This is a genomic window from Paenibacillus albicereus (assembly GCF_012676905.1).
In the GTDB taxonomy this organism is placed as follows: Bacteria; Bacillota; Bacilli; order Paenibacillales; family Paenibacillaceae; genus Paenibacillus_O; species Paenibacillus_O albicereus.
The window spans coordinates 2,462,576-2,488,966 of record NZ_CP051428.1 but is presented as its reverse complement, the minus strand read 5'-3'; the positions used below and the strand labels follow the sequence as shown (position 1 = coordinate 2,488,966).

At 62.1% G+C, this 26,391-nt stretch carries 25 protein-coding genes; 3 read left to right on the top strand and 22 right to left on the bottom strand.

Annotated elements, in window-relative coordinates:
- Nucleotides 1-255 precede the first annotated feature (255 nt).
- The 3 genes from HGI30_RS10970 to metH all read right to left on the bottom strand — a co-directional run bounded on the left by HGI30_RS10970 (nucleotide 256) and on the right by metH (nucleotide 7,221).
- A complete protein-coding gene (locus HGI30_RS10970; RefSeq protein WP_168907597.1) occupies nucleotides 256-2,538 on the bottom strand; it encodes a DEAD/DEAH box helicase in 2,283 nt (760 codons plus the stop codon).
- A gap of 222 nt (nucleotides 2,539-2,760) precedes the next feature.
- Nucleotides 2,761-3,714 (bottom strand): ribonuclease Z, encoded by a 954-nt coding sequence (gene rnz / locus HGI30_RS10965; RefSeq protein ID WP_168907596.1) that lies wholly within the window; start codon nucleotides 3,712-3,714, stop codon nucleotides 2,761-2,763.
- Nucleotides 3,715-3,780: 66 nt separating this feature from the next.
- Nucleotides 3,781-7,221, bottom strand: coding sequence for a methionine synthase (metH, locus tag HGI30_RS10960; protein ID WP_168907595.1), 3,441 nt, complete (start codon nucleotides 7,219-7,221; stop codon nucleotides 3,781-3,783).
- A 145-nt stretch (nucleotides 7,222-7,366) separates the two neighbouring features.
- On the opposite strand from metH, the gene HGI30_RS10955 reads away from it, so the two are divergent.
- The gene (locus HGI30_RS10955; RefSeq protein ID WP_168907594.1) at nucleotides 7,367-7,909 is read left to right on the top strand and encodes an acireductone dioxygenase; all 543 of its coding nucleotides are present in this window, start codon (nucleotides 7,367-7,369) and stop codon (nucleotides 7,907-7,909) included.
- 83 nt (nucleotides 7,910-7,992) lie between these two features.
- On the opposite strand, the gene HGI30_RS10950 is transcribed toward HGI30_RS10955, so the two are convergent.
- The 5 genes from HGI30_RS10950 to HGI30_RS10930 form a co-directional block, all read right to left on the bottom strand.
- A complete protein-coding gene (locus tag HGI30_RS10950; protein ID WP_168909837.1) occupies nucleotides 7,993-8,778 on the bottom strand; it encodes an HAD family hydrolase in 786 nt (261 codons plus the stop codon).
- Between the two features lie 39 nt (nucleotides 8,779-8,817).
- Nucleotides 8,818-9,342, bottom strand: a complete 525-nt coding sequence (locus HGI30_RS10945) for a hypothetical protein (protein ID WP_168907593.1) — start codon at nucleotides 9,340-9,342, stop codon at nucleotides 8,818-8,820.
- 64 nt (nucleotides 9,343-9,406) lie between these two features.
- Entirely contained in the window at nucleotides 9,407-10,405 is a 999-nt protein-coding gene (locus tag HGI30_RS10940; RefSeq protein WP_168907592.1) for an aldo/keto reductase, read from the bottom strand.
- A gap of 2 nt (nucleotides 10,406-10,407) precedes the next feature.
- The gene (locus HGI30_RS10935; protein WP_168907591.1) at nucleotides 10,408-10,596 is read right to left on the bottom strand and encodes a DUF896 domain-containing protein; all 189 of its coding nucleotides are present in this window, start codon (nucleotides 10,594-10,596) and stop codon (nucleotides 10,408-10,410) included.
- Nucleotides 10,597-10,757: 161 nt separating this feature from the next.
- Nucleotides 10,758-11,027, bottom strand: a complete 270-nt coding sequence (locus tag HGI30_RS10930) for a LysM peptidoglycan-binding domain-containing protein (RefSeq protein ID WP_168907590.1) — start codon at nucleotides 11,025-11,027, stop codon at nucleotides 10,758-10,760.
- A 414-nt stretch (nucleotides 11,028-11,441) separates the two neighbouring features.
- Between HGI30_RS10930 and lexA the strand changes: the two genes are divergently transcribed.
- Complete coding sequence (gene lexA, locus HGI30_RS10925) at nucleotides 11,442-12,065, top strand: transcriptional repressor LexA (protein ID WP_168907589.1); 624 nt, start codon at nucleotides 11,442-11,444, stop codon at nucleotides 12,063-12,065.
- A 162-nt stretch (nucleotides 12,066-12,227) separates the two neighbouring features.
- On the opposite strand, the gene HGI30_RS10920 is transcribed toward lexA, so the two are convergent.
- The 3 genes from HGI30_RS10920 to HGI30_RS10910 form a co-directional block, all read right to left on the bottom strand.
- Entirely contained in the window at nucleotides 12,228-12,806 is a 579-nt protein-coding gene (locus tag HGI30_RS10920; RefSeq protein ID WP_168907588.1) for a hypothetical protein, read from the bottom strand.
- Nucleotides 12,807-12,974: 168 nt separating this feature from the next.
- Complete coding sequence (locus HGI30_RS10915; protein WP_168907587.1) at nucleotides 12,975-13,244, bottom strand: DUF6171 family protein; 270 nt, start codon at nucleotides 13,242-13,244, stop codon at nucleotides 12,975-12,977.
- A gap of 7 nt (nucleotides 13,245-13,251) precedes the next feature.
- Entirely contained in the window at nucleotides 13,252-14,751 is a 1,500-nt protein-coding gene (locus tag HGI30_RS10910) for an alpha-N-arabinofuranosidase (RefSeq protein ID WP_168907586.1), read from the bottom strand.
- Nucleotides 14,752-14,924: 173 nt separating this feature from the next.
- Here HGI30_RS10910 and HGI30_RS10905 point away from each other — a divergent pair, with 173 nt between their 5' ends.
- The gene (locus HGI30_RS10905; protein ID WP_168907585.1) at nucleotides 14,925-15,866 is read left to right on the top strand and encodes an ArsR/SmtB family transcription factor; all 942 of its coding nucleotides are present in this window, start codon (nucleotides 14,925-14,927) and stop codon (nucleotides 15,864-15,866) included.
- Nucleotides 15,867-15,938: 72 nt separating this feature from the next.
- Here the strand turns inward: HGI30_RS10905 and HGI30_RS10900 are convergent, their stop codons facing one another.
- The 11 genes from HGI30_RS10900 to qoxA form a co-directional block, all read right to left on the bottom strand.
- A complete protein-coding gene (locus tag HGI30_RS10900) occupies nucleotides 15,939-16,397 on the bottom strand; it encodes a GNAT family N-acetyltransferase (RefSeq protein ID WP_168907584.1) in 459 nt (152 codons plus the stop codon).
- Nucleotides 16,398-16,475: 78 nt separating this feature from the next.
- The gene (gene glnA / locus HGI30_RS10895) at nucleotides 16,476-17,804 is read right to left on the bottom strand and encodes a type I glutamate--ammonia ligase (protein WP_168907583.1); all 1,329 of its coding nucleotides are present in this window, start codon (nucleotides 17,802-17,804) and stop codon (nucleotides 16,476-16,478) included.
- Between the two features lie 46 nt (nucleotides 17,805-17,850).
- Nucleotides 17,851-18,264, bottom strand: a complete 414-nt coding sequence (locus tag HGI30_RS10890; protein ID WP_168907582.1) for a MerR family transcriptional regulator — start codon at nucleotides 18,262-18,264, stop codon at nucleotides 17,851-17,853.
- A gap of 92 nt (nucleotides 18,265-18,356) precedes the next feature.
- Nucleotides 18,357-19,604: a methionine gamma-lyase family protein gene (locus HGI30_RS10885; protein WP_407945038.1), complete on the bottom strand. Its 1,248-nt coding sequence runs from the start codon at nucleotides 19,602-19,604 to the stop codon at nucleotides 18,357-18,359.
- A gap of 115 nt (nucleotides 19,605-19,719) precedes the next feature.
- On the bottom strand, nucleotides 19,720-20,739 hold the full coding sequence (locus HGI30_RS10880; RefSeq protein ID WP_168909836.1) for an AAA family ATPase: 1,020 nt from the start codon (nucleotides 20,737-20,739) through the stop codon (nucleotides 19,720-19,722).
- A 75-nt stretch (nucleotides 20,740-20,814) separates the two neighbouring features.
- Entirely contained in the window at nucleotides 20,815-21,603 is a 789-nt protein-coding gene (locus HGI30_RS10875) for a YdcF family protein (protein ID WP_168907580.1), read from the bottom strand.
- On the bottom strand, nucleotides 21,600-22,157 hold the full coding sequence (locus tag HGI30_RS10870) for a ribonuclease FAU-1 family protein (RefSeq protein ID WP_168907579.1): 558 nt from the start codon (nucleotides 22,155-22,157) through the stop codon (nucleotides 21,600-21,602). The genes HGI30_RS10875 and HGI30_RS10870 overlap by 4 nt, the downstream gene beginning before the upstream one ends.
- Nucleotides 22,158-22,394: 237 nt before the next feature.
- A complete protein-coding gene (gene cyoD / locus HGI30_RS10865; RefSeq protein ID WP_168907578.1) occupies nucleotides 22,395-22,736 on the bottom strand; it encodes a cytochrome o ubiquinol oxidase subunit IV in 342 nt (113 codons plus the stop codon).
- A 1-nt stretch (nucleotide 22,737) separates the two neighbouring features.
- Complete coding sequence (locus HGI30_RS10860; RefSeq protein ID WP_168907577.1) at nucleotides 22,738-23,343, bottom strand: cytochrome c oxidase subunit 3; 606 nt, start codon at nucleotides 23,341-23,343, stop codon at nucleotides 22,738-22,740.
- Complete coding sequence (locus HGI30_RS10855; RefSeq protein WP_168907576.1) at nucleotides 23,343-25,313, bottom strand: cbb3-type cytochrome c oxidase subunit I; 1,971 nt, start codon at nucleotides 25,311-25,313, stop codon at nucleotides 23,343-23,345. The genes HGI30_RS10860 and HGI30_RS10855 overlap by 1 nt, the downstream gene beginning before the upstream one ends.
- Before the next feature lie 26 nt (nucleotides 25,314-25,339).
- Nucleotides 25,340-26,326 (bottom strand): cytochrome aa3 quinol oxidase subunit II, encoded by a 987-nt coding sequence (gene qoxA / locus HGI30_RS10850; RefSeq protein ID WP_168907575.1) that lies wholly within the window; start codon nucleotides 26,324-26,326, stop codon nucleotides 25,340-25,342.
- Nucleotides 26,327-26,391 lie beyond the last annotated feature (65 nt).

Below are 26,391 nucleotides of genomic sequence, written 5' to 3'. Positions count from 1 at the left end.
CCTCGTCCTCCTGCACGGTCAGCTCAGCAGCACCTTGCCATGTCGCCCCCGAGCGCACCGGCTGCTCCGCAGGCGCATCGGCCGGGCTTTCCGGCTCGGCCGCCCCCGCGAAGGCGGATTCTTCGCTCCGCTCCGAGGCGAGACGATCCCGTTCGGCTTCCGCTTCGGCTGCCTGAGCCTCAGCCATCGGCGAGTCCTCCGACTCTTCCGCCGCCTTCACGCCCCGCAGCCGGTTCATCCGATCCCGCAGCGAGCTCATGGGCGCACCGCCTGTCCGATGAGCTGCATCGCCTGCTGCTTGCCGAGCAGCCCGACCTCCTCGATCGGCCCGACGCACGCCGGGCAGCCGCTCAGGCAGCCGCAGGAGGCGATCAGGCCGCTCGCGCGGGTCAGCAGCTCGTCATGTACGGCGTACAGCCGCTCCGCAAGCCCGATGCCGCCCGGATAGCGGTCGTAGAAATAAATCGTCGGCAGCTGCGTATGCACCGCCTTGACCTGCGGCACGACGCGGATGTCGAGCGGATCGCACATCAGGTAGAGCGGCGCGATGTGCACGAGCACGTTCGCGAGGCCGAGCAGCGCGAACTGCATGTCGTTCGCGTTCATTCCTTCTGCCGCCTCCGGGCTGAAGCTGAACCAGTAGGCGCTCGTGTGCAGCTCCTCCTCGGGCAGATGGATCGGCCCGGAGCCGATGTTCTCGTGCGTCCGCAGCCGGATTTTCTTGAAGATCGTCGGCTTGGCGTTGACCGTCACCTCGCCGTAGTGCAGGAGCAGCCTGCCGCTCGTCCGCTCCTTGTCCGCGTGGAGCACCTTGAGCTCCACCGCGAGGCTCGCATCCGTATAGTAGTCGACGTCGACGCGCCGCACGTAGGCTTTCTTCTCCGGAAAGTCGAGCTTCTCCACCTGGTACTGAACGCCCTCGTGGATGTAGATGGCCTCCTCGTGCACGAGCGTCGGCGCGCTGAAGCGGTCGACCTCGCCGAGCACGCGGCTGCCCTCGCTGAGATCGATGATGATGACGTTCTCCTGCGCGGCCGAGCGCAGCGAGATGCCGTGCGCCGGAAAGTTCTGCTCCATCCAGTACCAGCGGTCCTTGACCTGATGCAGCACCTTCTCCTCCGTCAGGAATTCAAGCATGTCCTCGAGGCGCTCGCCGCCGAACGTGTCGCCCGCGCGGAACGGCAGCTCGTAGGCGGCGCATTTGACATGGTCGATGAGGATGAGCAGGTTGTCGGGATGGATGAGCGCGCGCTCCGGAGGAGCGCTGAAGAAGAAGTCCGGATGCTGGACCATGTACTGGTCGAGCGGATTGCTGCTGGCGACGAGGAACGTCACCGAGCTCGTCTGCCTGCGCCCGGCTCGGCCCGACTGCTGCCACGTGCTCGCCACCGTGCCGGGATAGCCGTTCATGACGCAGGCCTGCAGCTGGCCGATGTCGATGCCGAGCTCCAGCGCGTTCGTGCTGACGACGCCGCGGATTTCTCCGGTGCGCAGCCCCTTTTCGATCTCGCGCCGCAGCTTGGGCAGATAGCCGCCCCGGTAGCCGCGGATCGTGCGGTCGTCCAGCTTGCCCCGCACCGCGTCCTGCAGGTATGTCAGCAGCAGCTCGACCCGCACCCGGCTGCGGGCGAAGACGATCGTCTGCACGCCCTGCTTGAGCAGCCGCGCCGCCAGCTTGCGCGTCTCGAGCACGCTGCTGCGGCGGATGCCGAGCTGCTGGTTGACGACCGGAGGATTATAGAAGATGAAATGCTTCTCGCCCATCGGCGCGCCGTTGTCGTCCACGAGCGCGACCGGGCAGCCGAGCAGCCGCTCGGCATGCTCCTGCGGGTTGTCGATCGTCGCCGAGGCGCAGATGAACTGCGGCTCGGAGCCGTAGAAGCGGCAGATGCGCAGCAGCCGGCGAATGACGTTGGCCACATGGCTGCCGAAGACGCCGCGATAGGCATGCAGCTCGTCGATGACGATGTAGCGGATGTTCTCGAACAGCTTGACCCACTTCGTATGATGCGGCAGGATGGCCGAATGCAGCATGTCGGGATTCGTGACGACGATATGGCCGGCATTGCGGATCGCTTGCCGCACCTGCGGCGGCGTGTCCCCGTCGTAGGTATGCGTCTTGAGGTCGACCTCCATCCGATCGGCCAGCTGCTGCAGCTCCGCCACCTGGTCCTGCGCCAGCGCTTTCGTCGGGAACAAGTAGAGCGCCCGCCCCGCCTCGTCCTCGAGCAGCGACTGCAGCACCGGCAAGTTGTAGCACATCGTCTTGCCGGAGGCCGTCGGCGTGACGGCGACGACATGGAGTCCCGCACGCACATGCCGATAGGCGTCATGCTGATGGGTGAACAGCGCGTCGATGCCCTTGGCCCGCAGCGCATCCGCAAGCTTCGGGTGCAGCTCGTCCGGAAACGGGCGCGACCGAGCCTCGCGCGGAGGTATCGTATGCCAGTGGGTCACATGCTCCATGATTTCGGGGTCATCCCGAAGCTCCAGCAGCCAATCGTCCAGGCTGTCGGCCCTTCCCGTCCATCGGTTCATGCCTTTCCCCTCCGCTCTCGTTTCAAGTCATTCCATTGTACAGAATGCATGTTCGGCCCGCAATCCTTTCCTCGGCTTCATTTAATCCCGTTTTTATTTCGCTCCATTAATCTTTAATGTGGTTTCCTATCTAAAGAGACAAAAAAAGGGCTCCCCGAAGGAAGCCGCTTGCCTTTTGCCGCGGGGTAAAGAAGTGCACCCTTGCCGGAACGCAATCCACGCTCACGCCCAGCAGGAGCCGTCCGGCTGCTCGCCCGGCCGGGTGACGGCTACGGACAGCAGGTCCGAGCCCGCATAGGCTTCGGGGAAGAGCGTGCGCGCCTCGGCGACGAGCCGATCCATGTCCTCCTCGCGGTACCGGCTGCTGAAATGCGTCATGTAAAGCCGCTTCGCTCCGGCCATCCGGGCGGCCTCCGCCGCCTGCAGCGTCGTCGAATGCCCGTAGGCGGCCGCCTTTTCGGCCATGTCGCCTTGGAAGGTCGCCTCGTGCACGAGCAGGTCGGCATCGGCCGCGAGCCGGGCGATCGTGCCGCATGGCACCGTGTCCCCAAGAATCGAGATGATGCGGCCCTTGCGGTCGGGAGCCGTCACGTCCGTGCTGCGGACGAAGCGGCCGTCCGGCAGCCGCACGTCGCGGCCGTTTTTCAGCTGGCCCAGCAGCGGACCGAACGGGACGCCGAGCGAGCGCGCCTTCTCGGCATCCAGCGCTCCCGGGCGGTCCTTTTCCGTCACGCGGTAGCCCCAGCAGGGGACTCGATGCTGCAGCGGATAGGCTTCGACCGAGTAATCATCGTCTTCATAGATGACCCCTTCGGCCAGCTCGGTTACGATCAGCTCGTAGTCCAGATGGGAGTACGTCGCGCTGAATACGGCTTCGAGGTAGGCCTTGATCCCGGCCGGCCCGAACAGCCGGAGCGGACCCGCTCCGGGATGGTACGAACGGCTGCTCAGCAGGCCGGGCAGCCCGTTCACATGGTCTCCGTGCAGGTGAGTGATGAACACCGCCTCGATCCGGCTCATCTTGATCGGCGTCCGCATGAGCTGGTGCTGCGTCGCTTCCCCGCAGTCGAACAGCCAGGCCGAGCAGCGCGGCGGTGGCAGCGTCAGCGCCATCGAGGTCACGTTGCGCTGCCGCGACGGCCTCCCCGCTCCCGTCCCGAGAAACGTCAGCTCCATGCTTCCCTCCTCCTTTCTTGCCTTCCGCCGATCGTCCTCAAGCGGTCCATCCGCTTCCGATTCGACTCAAGCTTTGTCTACGTTGAAATATTGCGCTTCCGGATGCGCGAACACCATCGCGGAGACCGATGCCTCCGGCTCCATCATGAAGCCCTCGGTCAGCTCCACGCCGATGTCCTCGGGCTGCATGAGCTCGAACAGCGGCCCCTGATCCTCCAGATTCGGGCAGGCCGGATAGCCGAACGACACGCGTATGCCTTGGTAGCGCGCGCCATGACGCTGCTTCATCGTCATCTCCGGCGGATCCGGATATCCCCACACGTCGCGCATCATATGGTGGACGCGCTCGGCCAGCCCCTCGGCTACTTCAAGCGCGACCGCCTGCAGCGCATGCGAGCGCAGATAGTCGCCTTTGTCCTTCCATTGCCCGGCCAGATCGCGCACGCCCGCTCCCGCCGTCACGACGAGAAAGCCGACGTAATCCATCTCTCCGCTCTCCACGCTGCGCAAATAGTCGGCGAGGCAGAGATAAGGCTCGACCTGCTGGCGCGGGAAGCGGAAGCGCTTCAGCACCGTCCCTTTGTCCTGCGGATCGTAGATGACGATCTCGTCGCCGTCCGACTGCGCCGGGAAGAAGCGGTACATGCCATGGGCCTGGATGATGCCGTCCCTTGCCGCCTCGGCCAAAATGCCGTCGACGGTTTCCTTGAGCGCGACGACCTTTTCGTCCCGCTGCGCAAGCAGCTCCTCGACCTTGCCGCGCACGCCGAGGTGATGGCCAAGCAGCATTTGCATGTTCACGTAAGGCACGATCTGCGGGATCGGCACGCTGCGGAGGATATGGCGGTTCAAATCGGGCGGCACGAACACCGGCGCGTGCTGCGAGATTTTGCTGCGGACTGCCCGCGTCAGCTGCGGCAGCTGCGGCTTGTCCTCGACGGCCACCGCTCCGGATGCCTTTTGCTCGGCATGCTCGGCTTCGAGCGCCGCCCGGTGCTCCTTGTTCATCAGCTTGTTGGCGATGTCGAGGCCGTCCATCGCATCCTTGGCATACAGGACGAGGCCGTCGTATTCCGGGCTTATCCGCGTTTTCGTAAACTTGCGGGTGAGCGCCGCGCCTCCGACGAGGATCGGCACGTCGATCTCGGCATTGCGCAGATCCTGCGCGGTAAGGACCATCTGCTGGGCCGACTTGACGAGCAGGCCGGAGAGTCCGATCGCATCGGCCTTTTCCCGGCGCTGCGCTTCGATCAGCTGGTCCGGCGGCACCTTGATGCCCAGGTTCACGATATGATACCCGTTATTGGCAAGAATAATCTCGACGAGGTTCTTGCCGATGTCGTGCACGTCGCCCTTGACGGTCGCCAGGATGATCTTGCCCTTGACCGACGACTCGTTCTTTTCCATGAAGGGCTCCAGATGGGCGACCGACGCCTTCATCACCTCCGCGCTCTGAAGAACCTCGGCTACGATCAGCTCGTTGTTGTTGAACAGCCGGCCGACCTCGTCCATGCCCTTCATGAGCGGACCGTTGATGATCTCGAGCGGAGACTGCTTGAGCAGCGCCTCGTCCAGGTCGGCGAGCAGCCCTTCCTTGGTGCCCTCCACCACGTAGGAGGCGAGGCGCTCCTCCAGCGGCAGGCTCGACGTCTTCTCTTTCTTCTCGACCTTCTTCTCGCGGAAAGCGGCGACGAAGGCGGCGAGCGTCTCGTCGCTCGTCCGGTAGATGAGATCCTCCGCCAGCTTGCGCTCATGCTCGGGGATCGAAGCATAGCGCTCGAGCTTCTCCGTATTGACGATCGCGTAGTCGAGGCCCGCTTTGGTGCACTCGTACAAATAGACGGAGTTCAGCACCTCGCGGCCGGCCTCCGGCAAGCCGAAGCTGATGTTGCTGATGCCGAGGATCGTATGGCAGCGCGGCATCGCCTGCTTGATGAGCCGGATGCCTTCGACCGTCTCCTCGGCGGAGCCGACGTACTGCTCGTCGCCGGTGCCGACCGGGAACATGAGCGGGTCGAAGATGATGTCCTCCGGCTGCAAGCCGTACTTGCCGACGAGCAGGTCGTAGGAGCGCTGCGCGACGGCCAGCTTGTCCTCCCGCTTGATCGCCTGGCCGCGCTCGTCGATCGTTCCGACCACGACGGCAGCGCCGTACTTATGGAGGATCGGCACGACCGCCTCGAATTTCTCCTCGCCGTCCTCGAGGTTGATCGAGTTGATGATCGCCTTGCCTTGCGAGTATTTGAGCGACAGCTCGATGACGGCCGGATCGGTCGTATCGATGACGAGCGGAGCCTTGACGAGCTTGACGACGATCTCCAGAAAGCGCCGCATGTCCTCGCTTTCGTCCCGATCCGGGTCCTGCAGGCAGACGTCGATGACATGCGCGCCTTTCTTGACCTGGGCGCGGGCGATTTCCGCCGCTTCCTCGTACTTGCCCTCGACGATCAGCCGCTTGAACTTGCGGGAGCCGAGCACGTTCGTGCGCTCGCCGACCATGTACGGCCGGTTGTCCGGCTCGATGTAAACGGTCTCGATGCCGGATACGGCCGGAGCGTGCGAGCCCTGGCGCTGCCGAGGGGCGTAGCCCGCCATCGTCTCCGCCAGCGCGCGGATATGCGCCGGCGTCGTGCCGCAGCAGCCGCCGGCGATGTTGAGCCAGCCGCGCTCGGCGAAAGCGCCCATCTTGAGCGCAAGCGACTGCGGCGACTCGTGGTACTGGCCGTTCTCGTCGGGAAGGCCGGCGTTCGGATAACAGCTGATCGCCGCATGGGAGATGTCGCTCAGCGTGCGGATGTGATCCCGCATGAACTCCGGTCCCGTCGCGCAGTTGAGGCCGATCGAGATCGGCTCCAGATGCTCCAGCGAGATGTAGAACGACTCGATGTTCTGTCCGGCCAGCGTCGTGCCCATCGGCTCGATCGTGCCGGAGATCATGAGCGGCAGCTTCACGCCCGCCTGCTCGTACGCCTGGCGGATGGCGATGCTGCCGGCCTTGACGTTGAGCGTATCCTGGCTCGTCTCCAGCAGCATCGCGTCGACGCCGCCCTCGATCAGCGCAAGCGCCTGCTCGCGGTAGCTGTCGACGAGGCCGTCGAAGGTGACGCCGCCGGTCACCGACAGCGTTTTTGTCGTAGGTCCGATTGCCCCGACGACGAAGCGCGGATGCTCGGGCGTACTGTATCGGTCCGCGGCCTGGCGAGCGATCCGGGCGGCGGCCAGATTGATCTCGCGCGCCTTCTCGGGGATATCGTACTCGGCCAGCACGATGCTGGCGCCTCCGAACGTGTTCGTCTCGATCAGGTCCGCTCCCGCTTCGAGGTATTCCTCATGAATGGACCGGATGACGTCCGGTCGCGTCAGCACGAGCATCTCGTTGCAGCCGTCGAGCTCCTCGCCGCCAAAATCCTCGGGGCGGAGGTCCGCCTGCTGGATCATCGTGCCCATGGCTCCGTCCATAATCAGGATGCGCTTTTCCAGCATTTCATGCAAAGTCGGCTTCGACAATTCTCTACACCCTTCCCCCCAAAATCATTACCTTTTAGTGTAGCAGAAGAAGAGGCGAGTGTCATCGACAAGCTCTGAAAGTTGATTTATAATAGAGGGTATAAGCCTAATCAATACATACCAATAGGAAAAGAGGGAATTGGACATGGCTGAAATTCGCATCCGCAACACGGATGAACGCATCACCGGCGAGGAGCAGGTCAAAGCCTTTTTGGATTCGCAGGAAGTGCTGTACGAGCATTGGAATCCAGACAAGCTTGAAGAGCCGCTGCGCGAGAAATTCGTCCTGACCGACGAGGAGAAGGCCCGCATCCTCGAAACGTATGATGTCGAAATCCGCGATCTGGCGAGCCGCCGGGGCTACCAGATCTGGGACATCATCACGCTGTCCGAGGCGACGCCGAACATCGAGGATCTGCTCGCCAAGTTCGAGAACGTGCATACGCATACCGAGGACGAGATCCGCGCCATCACGGCCGGCCGAGGCATCTTCATCATCAAGGGCACGGATGATGTCGGCTACTTCGACGTCGAGCTCAGCGCCGGCGACGTCATCTCCGTTCCGGAGAACAAGCCTCATTTCTTCACGCTGATGGACAACCGCCAAATCGTCGCCGTGCGGCTCTTCATCGAAAAGGACGGCTGGATTGCGCATGACTATGCCGATCCCGAGTTCCAAAAGGCCTGACCGCTCCCACTGAGCGAGCGACATGACAAAAGCACCTGCTCCTTTAGGAGGCAGGTGCTTTTGTCGTGTCGGACAATTCCCTCTCAGCCGAGCAGCTGCAGCAGCTGGTCGAGCCGGGTAATCTCATGATCGGGCACGATCTCGTCCGTGCGCGACTTGCCGTCGCGGTTGACCCAGATGCTCGTCATGCCGATCGTATTCGCGCCGAGAATGTCCGTCGTCAGCTTGTCGCCGACCATGACCGCATTCTCCGGCTGCACGCCGATGAGCTCGAGCGCATGGCGGAACAGGCTGGCGTCCGGCTTGCCGATGCCGAAGCTCCCGCTGATGACGATCTCGTCGAAATAGGGCGAAAGCTCCGGCACGCCGAGCAGCTTCTCCTCTTGCAAGTCCGGCGTCCCGTTCGTCAGCAGCAGCAGTTTGTACTTGCCCTTGAGCGCGTCCAGCACCTCGAACGTCTCTTCGTACACGATCGGGCGCTTGCGCCGCTCCTCGGGAAACGTCTCCGCCAGCTCGGCTCCGAGCTCCGGATCGTCGACGCCGAGCGCAGCCAGGCCGCGCGTCCACGCTTCCTTGCGGTATCCCGGCGCGAGCTGCTCCAGCTTGCGGAACGACTCGTGCTCGCCGCCGCTGAAACGGGCCCACAGCCCTTCGAACGGGTTGATTCCGATGCTTTTGGTGAACTCGAACGTCTCGAAGGAGCTGTACAGCTCCCGTGCCGCTTCCCTCACCTCATGCTCGAGGCGGTCCGGGTCCGTGCCCCGTCTCGCCTCGGCAAGCTCGCATGTCGCGCGGAAAGCCTCTTTCACGCTGCGGTCGTCCCAAAGCAGCGTATCGTCCAAATCGAATAGAACCGCTTGTTTCGCCATCATCCGTCTCCCCCCGACTCTCGTCCGAAATCTCTCTGCCTAGCTTTTTTGGAATGGAATGCCGTGAGCCGCCGCAAGCTTCTCCAGCCGCTCGCCCATCCGCTCGACCGGATAGCGGTTCATCACGCGCGAAAACACCCAGTTGCCTCCTTTGGCCGGCTGGATGATGACATAGCCCTTCTGCACCGTGATTCCCTTGATCTCATCTTTGCCGAGCCTCTTGTCTCCGAGCATGCGCCGCGTCTGCACGTGATCCGGACCGACTTGCAGGTACGGGCGCCGCAGGAAGAACATCAGCGCCAGGAAGGCGTAGGCGGCAACGACGAACCAGTTCATCGCCTCGCTGCTGCCTTCCTGCTCCTGCATCGGCATCAGCATCGCGTAGGCGCCGACGAACAGCAGCAGCAGGATCGGCGAGATGAAGTTGCGGCCCTTGAAGCGCATCGTCAAAGACGAGCTGGCCGAAGGGCCTTTCGCGGCCATCGGATCGATGCCGCTTTTTTTCAATTTCTGATTGAGCTGCGCCGAGTTACGGCGCACCTTGCGTTCCCAGGAGCGTGACAAATCGGATAACCTCCATTATGAAGTGTGGGCTGGATCAAAACCGTCCGCAGTAGGGGCGGACGGGTCATTCGGCCGCGGCGAGGTCGCGGTCGAACTTGCGGATGAAGCGGGTCGGGTAATCGTCCGGCAGGCGGCTCGCCTCGTCCAGCTCCGCCCAGGCGTCGGCCGGAAGCGACCAGCCTGCGGCTCCCATGTTGTCGCGGAACTGCTCCAGCGTGCTGGCGCCGAAGATCGGCGAGACGACTCCTGGCGCCTGCGCGAGCCAGCGCAGCGCCGTCTGGGCCGGAGTCCGTCCCGCCGCCTCGGCGATGTGCCGGAGCTTGTCCAGGATCGCGAAGTTGCGTTCGGTCGCCCGCAGCTCCCAGGCGCTTTCTCCCGATGGACGGGACAGCCGGCCTTCGGAGGGCTTGTCCTGGCCGTACCGGCCGGTCAGAAAGCCTCCCCCAAGCGGCGCCCAAGGAATGATGCCGACGTTCTCCTCCAGGCACAGCGACAGCAGCTCGCGCTCGATGTCGCGGCAGGCGAGGCTGTATTGAGGCTGCACGCTGACGAACCGCGACCAGCCTCTCGCATCGCTGATGGACAGCGCCTTCATCATCTGCCAAGCGAGGTAGTTGGAGCAGCCGATGTAGCGCACCTTGCCCGAGGCGACCAGATCGTCGAGCGCCCGCAGCGTCTCCTCGAGCGGAGTAAGGCGGTCCCAGACATGCACTTGGTAGAGATCGATATAGTCCGTGCCGAGCCGCTTCAGGCTCGCCTCCACGTTCTGCACGATATGCTTGCGGGACAGGCCGACGCCGTTGACATGGGTCTCGGTCCGCATCCTCACCTTGGTCGCGAGCACGATCTCGTCGCGATACGGCTTGATCGTCCTGCCTACGATTTCTTCCGAGCGGCCCTGGACGTATACGTTGGCGGTATCGATGAAGTTCCCTCCCCGTTCCCGGAACTCCTCGATCATGCGCTCGCTGTCGGCATCCGTCGCCGTATGGCCGAACGTCATTGTGCCGAGGCACAGCTCGGAGACAGCCAGCCCGCTCCGGCCGAGCAGACGGTATTCCATCGCTACTCCTCCTTTTTCGGCTCGTCGGTCCACTCGATGCTGTCCAGCTGCTGCCTGAAATTGCGCTTGAAATTATCCAAATAATCCTTGCGCAGGCGTGTGCGCTCTATGACTTCATCGGGCGTGAGTCCGATCGTCTTATCCTTGCGGGACAGCTCGTTGATCCGGTTGATCAGCGCATTGATATCCACTTCCGATTCCTCCCCCCCTCAGCCGAAAATGCGGTTCCTTCTCACTTTGAACGATGAGGGAACACATGTCAAGAAAGCAGCCCGGCCCTCGGGCCGAGGCCGGAGGGCTGAAGAGAACAATCTATGGCTGTCGATAGAAAAGGCCGCATGCGGGCCGAAGTTCAGCGCGAGGCCGGAATGATGAGCGTGTCGCCGGGCTCAATGGACGGGGAGGAAAGTCCATTGCGCTTCTGGAGGCGATAGACGCCCTCTCGGGTATCGTCCGCGATCCCGTGGGCCGATGCGATCGACCACAGCGTATCCCCTGCGGTGACGGTCACCGTGTCCTCTCCCGGGCGAGCAGGAGCGATCTCCGCTCCTTCGGCGCCGCCGACGCCCCAGAGGCTGACGAGAAGCAGGAGCAGCAGCAGTCCCGACACGGCCCAGGGCATCAGCCGGCGCGAAAGCCTTGCGGGGAAGGGACGGGACGCAGCTCGCCCCAGGCGCGTCTCGGCTCGCTGCAAGGCCGTACCGGAAAGGGAACCGCGCCGGATCCGGCTCGAAGTGCGGCGGACCGGTCCGTTCATGGGCGAGAGCCCGTCGGCCGCAGGCAACGACCCGACTCGTTTTGGACTGCTGTATCCCGATAACGTCAACATGATATCCACTCCCCAAACATTTGTTCTGGCATCAGATTAGCACGAACGCTTGTTTCCGTCAACGGCATTTTGGAACATTTGTTCCCTTCGCTGCGATCGGCCGGGCGAACAGCTGTTTCTCGAACTTATGTTTGTACGAACTCGGGTTCTGTGGTATACTTTTGAAAAACAAGCTGGTCTACTATATCTAATTCTGGAGTGAGTGCGATGTCTAAAGTGTCCAACCGCCAGCAGGCGATTCTCGACTTCATCAAAAACGAAGTCCGCGACAAGGGATACCCGCCTTCGGTCCGCGAGATCGGCGAAGCGGTAGGGCTGGCATCCAGCTCGACCGTCCACGGCCATCTCGACCGCCTGGAGAAGAAAGGCCTGATCCGCCGCGATCCCACGAAGCCGCGCGCGATCGAGATTCTCGACGGCGATTCTCCGGCAGAGCTTCCCTTCCCGACCGCAGTCAGCAAGATTCCGGTCGTCGGCAAGGTTACGGCCGGCGTGCCGATTACCGCCACGGAGAACATCGAGGAGTACTTCCCGCTTCCCGCTCATTTCGTAGGCGATCACGACGTGTTCATGCTCAGCGTCATCGGCGACAGCATGGTCGAGGCCGGCATACATAGCGGCGATTACGTCATCGTCCGCCAGCAGTCTTCCGCGACGAACGGCGACATCGTCGTCGCCATGACGGAGGATGACGAGGCGACCGTCAAGACCTTCTACAAGGAGAAGGACCACATCCGGCTGCAGCCGGAGAACGCCTCCATGGAGCCGATCCGGCTCAAGAACGTCAGCATCCTCGGCAAGGTCATCGGCTTGTTCCGGGACATCCACTAAGCTTGTCCGACGCTCCCGGCCGCCCGCGCGAGAATGCGGAGTACGGTGCCGAGTTTCCTTCATTACCCAGCCTTTTTCGCCCTTATTCACCGAAGCGCGCACTCCGACAGAGTGCGCGTTTTTTTGTCAAAGGTTCTTGTTTTTCGCGGTGCCACGCGGAGTTCAGCCGAACTTCTCGTAGAAGAATTCATTCAGATAAACGAGACCGGTGCCCGGGAATTTGAACCTCAAGACGAAGCCGGAGCTCTCGATCTGGATGCCAGCAAGGTAGCGGCTGCGGGCATAGGGCAGCACGAGGCGCTTCAGTCTCGCGTTGTCGTTTCGGCTGATCGCCAGCGCCACCAGCCGCGCGTAGGACGGATTCGATGCCAGCCGACGGTAGAGCGGCACGATGGCGCGGCTGATCAGCCGCAGCGCTTCCGGCTGGAAGGTGAACTGAGCCGTGCCGGGGACGATCGTGGTCGCGTTCGTATAGCGCTCCAGCGGCGGCGGGACTCGCAGATCGACAAAAAAGCCGATGCCGTTCGTACTGAACGATTGGACTTCCTCGCGCGGGACGAACCGGTTCAACAGCCTGAGGAGCGTATCGAGGTCCGCCTCTCGGACCGCTTCGGACCAGCGCTCGGCGAATCGCCTGCTGCGGAGGAACTCCCGGTACAGCGGCAGCATGGCCCCCGCCGCACGCGACAGGGCCGACGCCGGCAGCGGACCGGACGGAATTCGTTTTCGGGGCAGGCTCATGCGCGTCTCTCCTTTTCGGGGCCGATATCCTTGATGTCAGCTTATGCGGACGGCAGCGGCGCTAGACCGGGCGGACGGCAGCAAAAAAAGGACGATTCCGAAAGAGCGGAATCGTCCTTTTCTCTTCTTCACCATCCATCGCAAGCTGCCGGAACCGCTTTTCATCGTTCACGGCTCGCTGTCCCAGCGCCGCTGTCCCGGCAGAGGACAAGCCCGATCCCGCAGCCAGGCGACGACGGGCATGATGCAGCCGCATGACCGGCATGTACGTCCGTCCTCCAGCTTGGAGCAGGCTCGGCAAGCTTCGAGGCGGCGCTCGTAGGTTTCCGCGTCCACCCGCTTGTCCGGGGCGAATGCGGACGTCGCAAGCAGCCGCTGCATCTGCGCTTCGGTTACCCGGTAGCCCTCCCGGCAGCCTTTGCAGTCCATGTCCGCCATGGTGCTATCAGGCCTGAGCCGGCGCGCTCCGCTTCAACGTCACGATCGACATCGGCGGCAGCGTGACGATCAGCTCCTCTCCCTCTTCCCGGAAGTCCTCGAACGCCTCGGGCCGCAAGCGCTCCGGCTGCTCGAACGTGTTGTGCGCGTCGATGCTGTCTCCGGCGAGCACGAGGCCCGACCAGCTGCCGTCTCCCTGCAGACCTCGCAAGGTCAGCCTCGTCTCGGCCGAGGCATGCGGATCGACATGGCAGAGGCTGAGATGAACATGGCCGTCCTTGTCCCGGGTCGCCGTGCCGCTCACAGCCGGAATCTCTTCCTCGCCGAAGCGATAGCTGCCGCTGTCCAGGCGCAGATCCAGACGCTCGGCATCCTGATGCACCTTGTACAAGTCGAACACATGATAAGTCGGGGTCAGGACGACCTTCTCTCCCTCCGTCAGCACGACGGCCTGCAGCACGTTGACCGTCTGAGCGATGTTGGCCATCCGTACGCGGCGGTTGTGCTCGTGAAAGATATGGAACGTCAGCGAGGCGACAAGCGCGTCGCGAATCGTATTCTGCTGATACAGGAAGCCCGGATTCGAGCCCGGCTCGACGTTGTACCAGGTCCCCCATTCATCGACGATAAGCGCGACCCTAGCCTCGGGATCGTACTGGTCCATGATCGTGCTGTGGCGCGAGATCAGCTCCTCCATGCGGAGCGACTTTTGGAGCGTCGAGAACCATTCCGCCTCGTCGAAGCCGGTCGCGTCGCCCTTGTCCTGCCAGCTGTCGCGGGGCAGCGTATAGTAATGGAGCGTGAGCGCATCCATGTAGCGCCCCGCCTCGCGCATGAGAACCTCGGTCCAGCGATAGTCGTCGGAATTCGCGCCGCAGGCGATGCGCTCTATCCGGTTGCCGCCATAGTTCCGGACGTACGTCTGGTAGCGGCGATAAAGATCGGCGTAATACTCCGGCCGCATGTTGCCCCCGCAGCCCCAGTTCTCGTTGCCGACGCCGAAATACTTCACCTTCCAAGGCTCCTCGCGGCCATTCGCAGCCCGCAGCTCCGCCATCGGGGACACCCCCTCGAACGTGAGGTACTCGACCCATTCGGCCATTTCCTGCACCGTGCCGCTCCCGACATTGCCGTTGATGTACGGCTCGCAACCTAGCTGTCGGCACAGCTCCATGAACTCATGCGTGCCGAAATGGTTATTCTCGACGACGCCGCCCCAATGCGTATTGATCATGCGCTTGCGCTTCTCCGGCAAGCCGATGCCGTCCTTCCAATGGTACTCGTCGGCAAAGCAGCCCCCCGGCCAGCGCAGCACGGGAATTCGGATTCGCTTAAGCGCTTCCACGACATCGCTGCGAATGCCGTTCACATTAGGGATAGCGGAATCTTCACCGACCCAGAAGCCTTCATAAATGCAGCGTCCCAGATGCTCTGAAAAATGACCGTACACGTTGCGATCGATCTTTCCTCTTGAAATGTCGAGATTCAAAATGCCTTTGGCGGTCATGTTTGATGCTCCTTTAATTAATATTTATATTAATTAAGTAATTACTTCGCGAATAGTATAAGGGAATGGGTTCCAACCGTCAACGCCATTCCGGTCGAATTTCCGACGCGGCTTGTATTTAGATCTCGGCTTCCTTAATATGAAAGCAAATCACTTGAAAAGGATACGATTCCATGGACTCTGATCTCTCGCTCGACCTGACGGAGACGTCCCTCCCTGTCTACGAAGCTCTGGCCAGTCCCGTCCGGCTTCGCATCCTGCGGCTGCTTCAGGACAAGCCGATGAACGTCAAGGAGCTCGCAGCCGCTTGCGGCCTCTCCAGCGCCATCATGACGATGCATGTGCGCAAGCTTGCGGAAGCCGGGCTGATCCGCTACGAGCTTGTCCCCGGGAAGAGCGGCGTGCAGAAAAGATGCGAGCCCGCTGTCCAGTCGCTGCACGTCCAATTTGCCGAATCCGCTCCGGTCCTTCGGCGCAAAAGCCATCGGATCGAGCTGCCGGTCGGACATTACTCCGACTTCCGCATCGAGCCGACTTGCGGCCTCGCCACGGCGGACAGCGTTATCGGCAGCTTCGACGATCCGCGTTATTTTTGGGAGCCGGGTCGCATCTCCGCCGCCATACTCTGGTTCGGCGGCAATGGGTTTGTGGAATACAAGGCGCCGAACTATCTGCTCTCCAGCCAGAGGCCGCTCGAGCTCATCCTGACGCTTGAGGTCGCCTCGGAGGCGCCTTCTACGAACAACCATTTCCCATCGGACATCACGTTCACGCTGAACGGCATCGAGCTTTGCACATGGACGAGTCCCGGCGACTACGGAGACCGGCCGGGCAAATTCACGCCGGACTGGTGGTCGCCGTTCACGAATCAGTACGGCTTGCTCAAGCAGCTGCGTGTCACGGCGGACGGCACCTTCATGGACGGGCTGAAGCTGTCCGACGCCAGGCTGCAGGACATCGACCTTCGCCGCCGCGAATGGACGCTTCGCTTGTCCGTCGAAGAGGATGCCGTCCATCAAGGAGGATTGACGCTGTTCGGCAAAGGATTCGGCAATTATGACGAGAACACGGCTTTGGAAGTCGTCTACGAGGACGGGGATGCGGCTGCCCCTTAGAATACGAAAAGAGCGCTGTCCGCCACGGACAACGCTCTTTATTCTTTTATAATCGTTCCGAACTCAACGGCTCTAGCGCAGCTCTTTGGTCATGAACATGCTGTTCGGGTCTTCGGCATAGCTTCCGAAAGGACCGCATTCGGTGAAGCCGAAGGACGCATAAAGCTTTTGGGCGGGGAAGAAAGCTTCCATCGAGCCTGTCTCCAGGCTGAGCCTGCTGTATCCTCTGCGGCTAGCCTCGCCGATGATATGCTCCAAGATCGCCCGCGCGACGCCTTTGCGCAAATGGCGGGATGCGGTGCGCATCGACTTCAGCTCTCCATGAGCGGCATCGAGCTCCTTGACCGCTCCGCAGCCGAGCAGCTCGCCGTCCTCCCATGCGCTCCAAAAGGTGATTTCCGGCTTTTTCAATCCGCTTAAATCCAGCGCATGGATGCTCTCCGGCGGAGAGCTCTCCGACATGCCGCGCAGATGCTCTGCGATCAGCGCCTGGATCTCCGGTCCATTCAAATCGTCGATTTTAATGTTCATCGTTCGTCTCCCCCGACTTTTCAAAAAGATCCCCAGCCGGAATCGGCTGAGGATGATTCCTCATTAGTACAGCGTCAATCAGTACAGCGTCAGATACTGGTCGCGCTCCCACTCATGCACTTGCGTCTTGTACATATCCCACTCGATTTCCTTGAGCTCGTAAAAGTGGGCAAGCGCGTGGTCGCCGAGCGCCTCGGTGACGATCTCGCTGCGCAGCAGCTCCGTGAGCGCCTCGCGCAGGTCTTCCGGCAAGCTCGGGATGCCCTCGTCCAGACGCTCCTCGTCGGTCATGACGTAGATGTTGCGATCCGTCGGCGCCGGCAGCGGATACTTGTTCTTGATGCCGTCAAGGCCGGCCTTCAGCATGACCGCCAGCGCCAGATACGGATTCGCCGCCGGGTCCGGGTTGCGCACTTCGACGCGCGTGCTCAGGCCGCGCGAGGCCGGAATGCGGATCATCGGGCTCCGGTTGCTCGCCGACCAGGCGACGTAGCAAGGCGCTTCGTAACCGGGAACGAGCCGCTTATAGCTGTTGACGGTCGGGTTGGTGATGGCGGCCATCGCGCGGGCATGGCGCAGGACGCCTGCCATGTATTGGCGCGCCGTCACGCTCAGGCCAAGCGTGTCGCTCTCGTCGTAGAAGGCGTTCTCGCTGCCGCGGAACAGAGACTGGTGGCAGTGCATGCCGGAGCCGTTGACACCGAAAAGCGGCTTGGGCATGAACGTCGCATGAAGTCCGTGCTGGCGGGCGACCGTCTTGACGACGAGCTTGAACGTCTGGATCTGGTCGGCAGCCTTGATCGCGTCGGCGTACTTGAAGTCGATCTCATGCTGTCCCGGCGCCACCTCGTGGTGGGAAGCCTCGATCTCGAAGCCCATCTCCTCGAGCGTGAGCACGATCTCGCGGCGGCAGTTCTCGCCGAGATCCATCGGCGCCAGGTCGAAGTAGCCGCCCTGGTCGTTGAGCTCGGTCGTCGGCTCGCCTTTTTCGTTCGTCTTGAACAGGAAGAACTCCGGTTCCGGACCGACGTTCATCGCCGTGAATCCCATGTCCTCGGCTTCCTTGAGCGCGCGCTTGAGGATGCCGCGCGGATCGCCTGCGAACGGCGTGCCGTCCGGCATGTAGATGTCGCAGATGAGGCGGGCGACGCGGTCCTGCGTCACCCAGGGAAAGACGACCCACGTGCTGAGGTCCGGATACAGGTACATGTCGGATTCCTCGATGCGGACATAACCTTCGATGGAAGATCCGTCGAACATCATCTTGTTGTCGAGCGCTTTTTCCAGCTGGCTGACCGGAATCTCCACATTCTTGATCGTACCGAGCAGATCGGTGAACTGCAGGCGGATGAAGCGGACGTTCTGCTCCTGGGCGATGCGGGTGATGTCATCTTTCGTATAGCTCACGAATATCGGCTCCTCGCATTAAAGTAGTAGTCGGGGTAATGCTCGATCAACGTTTGTTGTTGAAGAAGCGGCTGAGCTGCCCCTGGATGAGGGAAGCCTTGCCGGGACGCTTCTCCTGCAGCTGCTGCTTGAGCAGCAGGCGGAGCTGCGAGTCGCTGAGCTCGCGGCGGCGAACCTCGGAAAACTCGGTCATGACGGTCGCTTCCTCGGATTCCTTGGAGACCGGATTCATGACCTGCTTGATGCCCGCGATATTCACGCCCTTCTCGATCAGCGACTTGATCTCGAGCAGGCGCTCGACGTCGTTGAAGGAGAACAGACGCTGGTTGCCGGAGGTCCGCGCCGGCACGATCAGCTCATGCTGCTCGTAGTAGCGGATCTGACGCGCGGTCAAGTCGGTCAGCTTCATTACGATCCCGATCGGGAACAGCGCCATATTGCGGCGTATATCGTCAGCCATGTTCACATCAACCTTCCAGTTTCGATAAGGGATGAGCTTATTGTACCTGCGAGACATGAAGGTGTCAACCGATGTGAGGTTGCCGTGTGAGTTTACATTACAATTATATCCTGCTTGGCGAGGCGCTCCAGCGATTGCAGCAGCCCGAGCTTGACGTGGGCGTACGTCAGGCCGCCTTGCATGTACGCGATGTAAGGCTCGCGGATCGGCGCGTCGGCCGACAGCTCGAGGCTGCCGCCTTGGATGAACGAGCCTGCCGCCATGATGACGGGATGCTCGTAGCCGGGCATGTCCCAGGCTTCGGGCACGACATGGCTATCGACGGCCGCTGCCGCCTGGATGCCCTGCACGAATGCGGTCAGCGCTTCCGGACGACCGAAGCGGATCGCCTGGATGAGATCGGTGCGGGGCTCGTCCCATCGCGGCGACGTCTCGAAGCCGAGCCGCTCGAACAGGCCGGCCGCCAGCACGCTCCCTTTGAGCGCCTGGCCCACCATATGCGGCGCGAGGAACAGTCCCTGGTACATGGCGCGCAGCGTATCCAGCATCGCTCCGACCTCGCCGCCGATGCCCGGCGCGGTGAGGCGGTACGAAGCGGCCTGCACGGCAGCGGCCGTGCCCGCGACATAACCGCCGGTCGCCGCGAGTCCGCCTCCGGGATTTTTGATGAGCGAGCCCGCAATCAGATCAGCTCCGACCTGCGTCGGCTCCAGCCGTTCGGTGAACTCGCCATAGCAATTGTCGACGAAGACGAGCACATCCGGCTTGATCGCCTTGATCCGCCGGATCATCTCCCCGATCCTCTCGACGGTGAACGAAGCTCTCCAGTCATAGCCGCGGGACCGCTGGATGCCGATGACTTTGGTCTGCGGCCCGATCAGCCGCTCCGCCTGCTCCCAGTCGACCTCGCCCTCCGGCGTGAGCGCCGCTTCCCGGTAGCCGATGCCGAAGTCCTGCAGCGAGCCGGTGCCGTCGCCCGGCTTGCCGATGACTTTGTGCAGCGTGTCATACGGCCTTCCGGTCACGTAGAGCAGCTCGTCGCCGGGGCGCAGCAAGCCGAACAGCGCGCAGCTGATCGTATGGGTGCCCGAGGCGAAATGCGGCCGCACGAGCGCTGCTTCCGCCCCGAACACGTCCGCGTAGACGAGATCGAGCACCTCGCGTCCGCGATCGTTGTAGCCGTAGCCCGTCGATCCGTTGAAATGAAAGTCGCTTACCCGAAACTTCTGGAAGGCGCGGATCACTTTCCACTGGTTGTCCTCGGCCATGCGGTCCAGCTCCTTGAACCGTGGCTCCATCCTGTCCTCGGCTTCTCTTGCGAGCTTCATCAGGTTGTCCATCATCGTTGTCTTCCGCTCCTTCATTCCTTATGTCACCCGCAGGAAAAGAGCCCCGCCGGCCGCAGCCGGCGAAGCCCGATTCCTTGTCTAATTCGAGCGGCCGCCCATGCGCGGCTTACCCGTCCGGTTTTCCTTTGCCGTCCCATCGCAGGTCCTCCGGCCGCAGGCTCATCAGCTCCTGCCTTCCCGGACTTGACGAGGCGTATTGGTTCAACAGCCGCACCGCCTGATGGCGGATCGCCTTTTCGATCTGATTGCGTACGTATCGCGCGTTGCTGAATGAGTACAGCGTCGCGGTCTTCTCCTGCATCAGATGCGTCCGCAGCTTGAACACCGTCTGCGGCATCAGGGCGTAATCTCGCTCCTTGGCCATCAGCTCGGCGATCTGAATCAGCTGGTCGACCGTGTAGTCGGGGAAGTCGATCTGGATCGGGAAGCGCGAAGGCAAGCCGGGGTTGGTCATCAGGAAATGCTCGATCTCCAGCGGGTAGCCGGCGAGGATCAGCACGAACTGGCTGCGGTGATCCTCCATCGCCTTGACGAGCGTATCGATCGCTTCCTTGCCGAAGTCCTTCTCCCCGCCGCGAGCCAGGCTGTACGCCTCGTCGACGAACAGCACGCCGCCGAGCGCCTTCTTGACGAGATCGCGCGTCTTTTGGGCCGTGTGGCCGATGTACTCGCCGACGAGATCGGCGCGCTCCACCTCGATCAGATGCCCCTTGGACAGCAGTCCCATCTTCTGGAACAGCTTCGCCACGATGCGTGCGATCGTCGTTTTTCCCGTTCCGGGATTGCCCTTGAAAATCATATGGTACACCTGGGCGCCGCCGGAGAGGCCGGCTTCCGTGCGCATCTGGCTGACCAGCAGCAGAGCGTAAATCTCATAGATGAGGGACTTGACCCCTTCCATGCCGACCATCGGCTCCAGTTCCTTTTGGATCTCGAGATAAGGATCCGCCGACAAAGGCAGCGCGGCCGGACGCGGCTGGGCCGCAGCCGGCTCATGAGGCGCCTCGACGCCGGCCAGAGCCGGCGCGGAAGCCCCGAGCCCATACGTCTCATGATGGCGCAGCACGACATTGATCTGACGGGAGGGCCGGGAGCCCTTGGCTCCCGAAGCGGCGTGTCCGTTCATCTGAGGCATCACTGTCCCTTCTGGTACGTTTCGCTCTCTAAGCGTATTCGGGACAAAGAAGCGGTATGAACGGATTTAAGCGCCCTTGAGGCCGATCAGCAGCAGCAGCTTGTCCAGCTTCCACTTGCCGGTGGCGAGCACCTCGCGCGACTGGCTGAACGACGCGCTGAGCACCTTGGACTTGACGGAGCTGACGAACGGATCCTCGAAGCCGAGGAACCGGGCCATATCCAGAGCACGCGGCGCATGAAACTCATGCGTCACGATCAGGTAGGAGGAGATGCCGTTCTTCTCCCCCACCTCGCGGCTGAACACCAGGTTCTCGTACGTGCTTGTCGCGCGGTTCTCCAGCAGGATGTCCTCCCTGGGAACGCCCTGCTCGACGAGGTAAAGGCGCATCCCCTGCGCCTCCGTCAGCTTCGAGCCGTTGCGGTCGAGGCCTCCCGAGACGATCAGCTTGTCTACCCGACCCGCCTCATGAAGACGGACGGCCAGATCGAGGCGTTCCTTCAGTCCCGGACTCGGCCGGTCGTTCCAAAGCGAGGCGCCCAGCACGATCCCGGCCTGCCGCTGGGGGACTGCGGCATCCGGCTCGTACGAGACGATCGCCCAAAGCATCCAGCCGCAGGCCAGCGCGATGGCAGACAAGCCGATTGCCGAAACGCGCAAAAGACGGCCGACGAGGCCGCCTCCTCTTGCTTGCCTCGCCGGCCGCCGCTTCCTGCGGGAAGCCGCCTTGCGCTTGCTGACGGCTTTCGGCTTGCCGGCGGCCGCGCCTTTCGGCGTCGGTCCGCCTGCGTCGCCAGCCGCTGGCTTCGGTCCTCCCCCCTTGCGGGGAGCGGGGGAGCCGGGAATCCGGCTCATGATTCGCTGACCTCTCCGAGCCGCTCCGCCAGCGTCTTGCGGTGGCGGAGGCTGAGCGTGAAGTAGCGGAAGCGGCCGTTCTTGATCGAGGCGAGCAGGCGTCCGGCCGTCTTGCGGGCCATTGCCGCTTCCTTGCGCGTAATGTCGCCGCCCTGGATCGCGTCCTCCAGCTCATCCTCGTCCATCAGGTACACCTCGCCCGACGGCAGGACGACGATGTCCAGATACAGGTCGTCGAACCAAGGAACCTGCTGGTCGGTCAAGCCTTGCGTTTTGCAGATGTCAATGTACCACTGCACGACCTTGCCCTTGTCGTCGAACATCGTCGTGACGACGAAATGCTCGCCCCGCGGGAAATGCTGCATCCAGAGATAGCCCCGGTCAGCCAGGCAGAGCCGGCGCCCGTTGTACTCCTTCCACAGCGGCTCCCGCAGCTCGTGGATCCGGTAGAACGTGACGAGACCACGGAAGTCGTCGCCGTCAAGCGTCAGGCAAGTGTAGCTTCTGCGCAGGATACGCCGCCAGTTGGCCCGATCGGAAAATTTTCGCTTCATATGGAACGTACCCTTTCCCCTAAGATGCGGTGCGGCCGCCGTCTCCTGTCTGGAGGGTGGCTGGTGATTCCTTCCGCCCCATCCTTCCTTTAGTTGACAGCTTACCACATCTTCCCGCGCATCTCCACCCATGGGCCAAATAAGACCGGGCTCCGCCTGTCCATCCTCGCTGCCGAGGAGCCGCTGTCATGAAAAAAGCCCGTCTCCGGCTGGCGGAGACGGGCAGCTCGCCCGCGCTTACTGCACGACCGAGTTGAAGGACATGATCCATACGGAGCCGGCGACGATCGTAATGACGAGGATCCCGCCGAGGATGAGCGCCATGAGGTTGTACCTCGGCTGATCCGCTTCGCGGATGTGCATGAAGAAGATCAGCTGCACGAGCAGCTGCGCGACCGCCGTAAGGAGGATAACGACCAGCGTAGCGGTGCGCTCCAGCAGCCCGTTGAACACGACGACCATCGGGATGATCGTCAGCACGATCGACAGAAGGAAGCCGATCGTGTACGACTTCAGCGAGCCGTGGCTGTGCTGCTCCTCGTGGTGGCCGTGGCCATGGTTGGACGAATGCTGGCTCATCTTACATCACCCCCATCAGATAGACGACCGAGAGGAGGAAGATCCAGATGACGTCGAGGAAGTGCCAGTACAGGCTGAAGTTCGTGATCTTGCGCTTCGTGACGGTCGTGATGCCCCGCTTGCGCAGCTGCAGGATCAAGCCGATGCACCAGAAGATGCCCATCGTCACGTGGATGCCGTGCGTGCCGACCAGCGTGAAGAAAGCCGACAGGAACGCGCTCGTGCCGATGTTCGCGCCTTCGTGGACCATCGTCATGAACTCCTCGATCTCGAGGAAGAGGAATGCCGCGCCGAGCAGCAGCGTCATGACGAGCCAGAAGATGGTGCCTTTGAGCTTGTTCGCCTGCATCTGCAGCACCGCGATCCCGCTCGTGAAGCTGGAGGTGAGCAGGATGAACGTCGAGGTGACGAAGAGCGGAATCTCGAACAGCTCTTTGCCGGTCGGACCGCCGTTCGTGTGGCCTACAAGGACGACGTAGACCGCGAACAGCGTGCCGAACAGCAGGATGTCGGAGACGAGGAACAGCCAGAAACCGGCTGTCTTGAGCGACTCCTGTTCTTGCGTATGATGTTCGTGCACTTCAGGCGAAACGATGTGCTGCGACATTAGCTCGTCGCCCCCCTTAACTTCTGTTCCGTTTTCTTGACCTCGTCCACCGGGAGGTAATAGTCCACGTCATAGGTGAACGAGCGGGCATACAGGCAGCCGAACACGCCGAGGAAGCCGACGATGACCATCCAGAGCCAGTCGAACGTGAAGCCGAATCCGACCAGGAACCAGAAGCCGGACATAATGATCGGGATGCCCGAGTTTTTCGGCATGTGGATCGGCTCCAGCTCCTGCTTCGGCCGCTCGATGCCTTTGGCGCGGTCTTCCTTCTCATGCCACCAGTCGTCGACCTTGCGCACCTGCGGCACGACCGCGAAGTTGTAGGCCGGAGGCGGCGATGGAATCGACCACTCCAGCGTGCGTCCGTTCCAGATGTCTCCGGTCTTGTCGCGCTGGCCGTTGCGCACGCTCCAGGCGATCTGCCATACCTGGAAGATGAAGCCGATGCCCATCAGGAACGCGCCGATCGTGCTCGTGAAGTTGAGCGCAGCCCATCCGCGGTCCCACTCGTACGTGTAGACGCGGCGCGTCATGCCGTCGAGGCCGAGGAAGTACTGCGGGAAGAAGCAAAGGTAGAAGCCGATGTTCCATGTCCAGAAGGCCCACCGTCCGCGCTTCTCGTCAAGCTTGAAGCCGAACAGCTTCGGCCACCAGTAGTAGATGCCGGCGAGATAGCCGAACACGACGCCGCCGATGAGCACCTGATGGAAGTGGGCGATCAGGAAGTAGCTGTTGTGGTACTGGAAGTCGGCCGGAGCGACGGCCAGCATGACGCCGGTCGCGCCGCCGACGAGGAAGCATGGGATGAAGCCCATCGTCCACAGCATCGGCAGCTCGAAGCTGATCCGTCCTCGATACATCGTGAACAGCCAGTTGAACACCTTGACCCCGGTCGGGATCGCGATCGCCATCGTCGAGATGGCGAAGAAGGCGTTGACGTCCGCGCTCGAGCCCATCGTATAGAAGTGATGGACCCAGGTGAAGAAGCTGAGCACGCTGATGACCATCATCGCGAACACCATCGACTTGTAGCCGAAGATCGTCTTGCGCGAGAATGTCGCGACGATCTCGGAGAAGATGCCGAACGCCGGCAGGACGACGATGTACACCTCGGGGTGTCCCCACATCCAGATGAGGTTGACGTACATCATGGACATGCCGCCGCCGTCCAGCGTGAAGAAGTGCGCCCCGAAGTAGCGGTCGAGGAACAGCAGCGCCAGCGTCACCGTCAGGATCGGGAAGGCGAACAGGATCGTGATGCAGGAAGACAGCACGGACCAGGAGAAGAGCGGCATCTTCATGAGCTTCATGCCCGGAGCGCGCATCTTCAGAATCGTGACGATGAAGTTGATGCCGGTCATCAAGGAGCCGATGCCGGAAATCTGGATGCCCCAGATGTAGAAGTCCTGTCCTCTGCCCGGACTTCCCGACAGCTCCGACAGCGGCGGATAGCTGAGCCAGCCGGCGTCCGGGGAGCCCCCGATGACGAAGCTGATGTTGAACAGCATCGCGCCGAACAGGAACAGCCAGAAGCTGAGCGCGTTCAGGAACGGGAACGCGACGTCGCGCGCGCCGAGCTGCAGCGGCACGACCATGTTGAACAGCGCGAACATCATCGGCATCGCCATGAACAGGATCATGATCGTGCCGTGCGTCGTGAAGATCGCGTTGTAGTGGTCCGCCTGGAGGAACTCGACCTCCGGCAGCGCCAGCTGGGTGCGCATGAGCAGGGCGTCCACCCCGCCGCGGAACAGCATGAGCAGCGACGCGATCAGATACATGATGCCGATCTTCTTATGGTCGACCGTCGTCAGCCATTCCGTCCAGAGCCACTTCCATTTCTTGAAGTAGGTCAGGACAAAGACGATCGCGATGCTGACGAGCGCGATCGATACGTCCGCACCGTAGATGAGCGGGTCGCCGGTGACGAAGAAATCGCCGGCGAACTCTTTGATGGAATCCCACATATGGATCTATTTCCTCCCCTTGCCGCCTATTGGCTCGAGTCCGGCTGTTCGCCGGACGCCGCGGAATCAGCCGCCTGGCTGCCGCCGGCGGAGCTGTCCTGCTTGTCTTGCTTGACCGGGAACGCGCCGCGGATGTCGAGGCCGTTCGCCGGATGGTGATGGCCGCCGTTCTTGATGACGATCGAGCTGAACAGCGTCGGCTCCATATCGCCGAACGTCTGGATCGGCGCGGTGCCCTTCACGGCGAGCTGCTGGTAAGCCTCGCGGTCCAGCTTGGCCGGCTCCTGCTTCGACTTGTCGATCCAGGCGTCGAAGTCGTCCTGCGACATCGACTTGACTTTGAAGTTCATCTTGGCGAACTCGCTGCCGGAGAAGTTGGCGCCCGAGCCGTAGTACTCGCCCGTGCCGTCTGCTTGCAGCCACATCCGCATGGCCATTCCCGGCATCGTATACATCATGCCGCCCAGCTGCGGCACCCAGAACGAGTTCATCGCCGAATTGGAGGTGAGGACGAACTGAATCGGCGTCTTTTCCGGGATGTTCAGGTAGTTGACCGTCGCGATCCCCTGGTCCGGATATTGGAACAGCCATTTCCAGTCCATCGACGTGACCTGGATCGTCACCGGCTCGACATGCGCCGTTTCGGCCGGCGGCTTGATGAGCTTGTACGTATCGCGCACGGTGAAGTATCCGAGCAGCAGGACGATGATGATCGGGATCGTCCACCAGATCACCTCGAGCTTCGTGCTGTGCGACCAGTTCGGCTCGTACGGCGCCTTGTTGTCCGGCTTGTCGCGGTATCTCCAGACGATATAGGCGAAGATCGCCAGTACCGGCACGACGACGACGGCACATAGAAGGATGGAGATCCAGATCAAACCCTTCTGAATTTCCGCGACCGGTCCTTGTGGATCGAGGACGATCGGATTTTCGCACCCGGCCAGGAATACGGCCATTCCGGCTCCGGCCAGGACTGTCCCGAGCCTGCGGAGCCGCTTGCGTGCAGCTTTCATTGTTTCATCTCCCTTTAGCCATCTCGATGCTTATTACCCACATTTCGGGACCATCCCCTGCCGAC